The 1198-nt window shown below is 75.1% G+C and carries 2 protein-coding genes; one reads left to right on the top strand and one right to left on the bottom strand.

From position 1 onward, the window contains the following. On the top strand, positions 1-700 hold a 700-nt coding region (locus tag AB8Z36_RS40840), incomplete at its 5' end, for an RICIN domain-containing protein (protein WP_369218398.1). Here AB8Z36_RS40840 and AB8Z36_RS40835 read toward each other — a convergent pair. Continuing rightward, positions 607-1198 (bottom strand): S26 family signal peptidase (locus AB8Z36_RS40835; protein WP_369218397.1); only part of this gene is annotated, 592 nt, incomplete at its 5' end. The genes AB8Z36_RS40840 and AB8Z36_RS40835 overlap by 94 nt on opposite strands.

The following is a 1198-nucleotide window of genomic DNA, read 5'->3' as shown; positions in this document are numbered from 1 at the left end:
CCCCGGACCCGCCCCGGCGGCCCGGCTGCTCGGCTGGCTCCGATGTCGGCGAAGACTCCTCGCCGCGCTCGTCGCCGTAGCGGCGGCCGTCCTCACCGGTGCCGTCGCGCTGTGGAACTCCTCCGAGCCGCACGCCCAGACCGGTCTCTCCGTGGCCACACCCGGCCCGCCCGGCACCGCGCACGCACCGCCGACCGGGTGGGTCACCCTCCACATCGCGAGCGATCCCGCGCTGTGCCTGAGCGACGGGCGGGTGCGCGACTGGCGCTACACCCCCTTGGTCGCGGTGCAGCGGCCCTGCGACGCGACCGCCCCGCAGAGCACCCTGCTTGAGCCGGTCGGCCAGGACCTCTACCGCGTCCAGTGGCATCACCCCGACTACGGCAAGGGCTGCTTGAAGGCGCTGACCAGCGGCAGCGGGGCGGGCCTGCTGGAACCCATGGACGACTGCGCGGACGGCAGCCTGTTCCGGGTCGAGCCGTCGGGGAAGCTGGCGCTGGGCAGGTTCGTGCTGCGGGTCGAGGGCGAGGGGTGCGTGGGCATCGTGCGTTCCAGCAAGGCGCCGGGTGCGGAGGCGGTCATGCAGCGGTGCAACGGCAAGGGGCGTCAGGTGTTCCTCATCCGTGCCGTGGACGGCGGCGACGGAACCGGCCGGTCCGCTTCCTCGACGGTGCCGAGCACGCGCGCGGCGGGAAAGTAGCCGACGAAGCGCGAGTCGTAGCTCTCGCCCCGGTTGTCGCCGAGCAGCACCAGCATGCCTTCGGGCACGTGCTCCCCGGGCACGTCCGCCAGGGCGGGCACCTCCGCACGCGGCACGGGGTCGCCGGGCACCGCCGCCACCCGCTTGATGAACCACTGCCGTGCGTAGATGGCGTGCGCGGGGGCGCCGGGTGCCACGGGGGCATCCGGCCATGGCGCCCGGTACGGCGGGCGTTCCACGACCACCACCGCTCCGCGTGCGGGGGCCGTCCGGCGGCGCACCAGAACGCCGTCCCCCGCACGGAAGGCCGGTTCCATGCTGCTGCCGGACACACGCACCGTCACCAGGCGGGTCTCCGCGGCGCGGGCGGCGACGAGCACGGCGCTGACCACCAGAGCCGGAACGCAGCACAGCGCCGCCCCGAGCGGACGGCCGACGAGCACCGCGAGGATCGCCGCGCCCGCCCAGAGGCAGCCGACGGCCGCGTACAGCGTGCAC

Origin of the sequence: Streptomyces flavofungini, assembly GCF_041028215.1 — a bacterium.
Lineage (GTDB): Bacteria > Actinomycetota > Actinomycetes > Streptomycetales > Streptomycetaceae > Streptomyces > Streptomyces flavofungini_B.
This window is presented reverse-complemented; position numbering and strand designations above follow the sequence as displayed.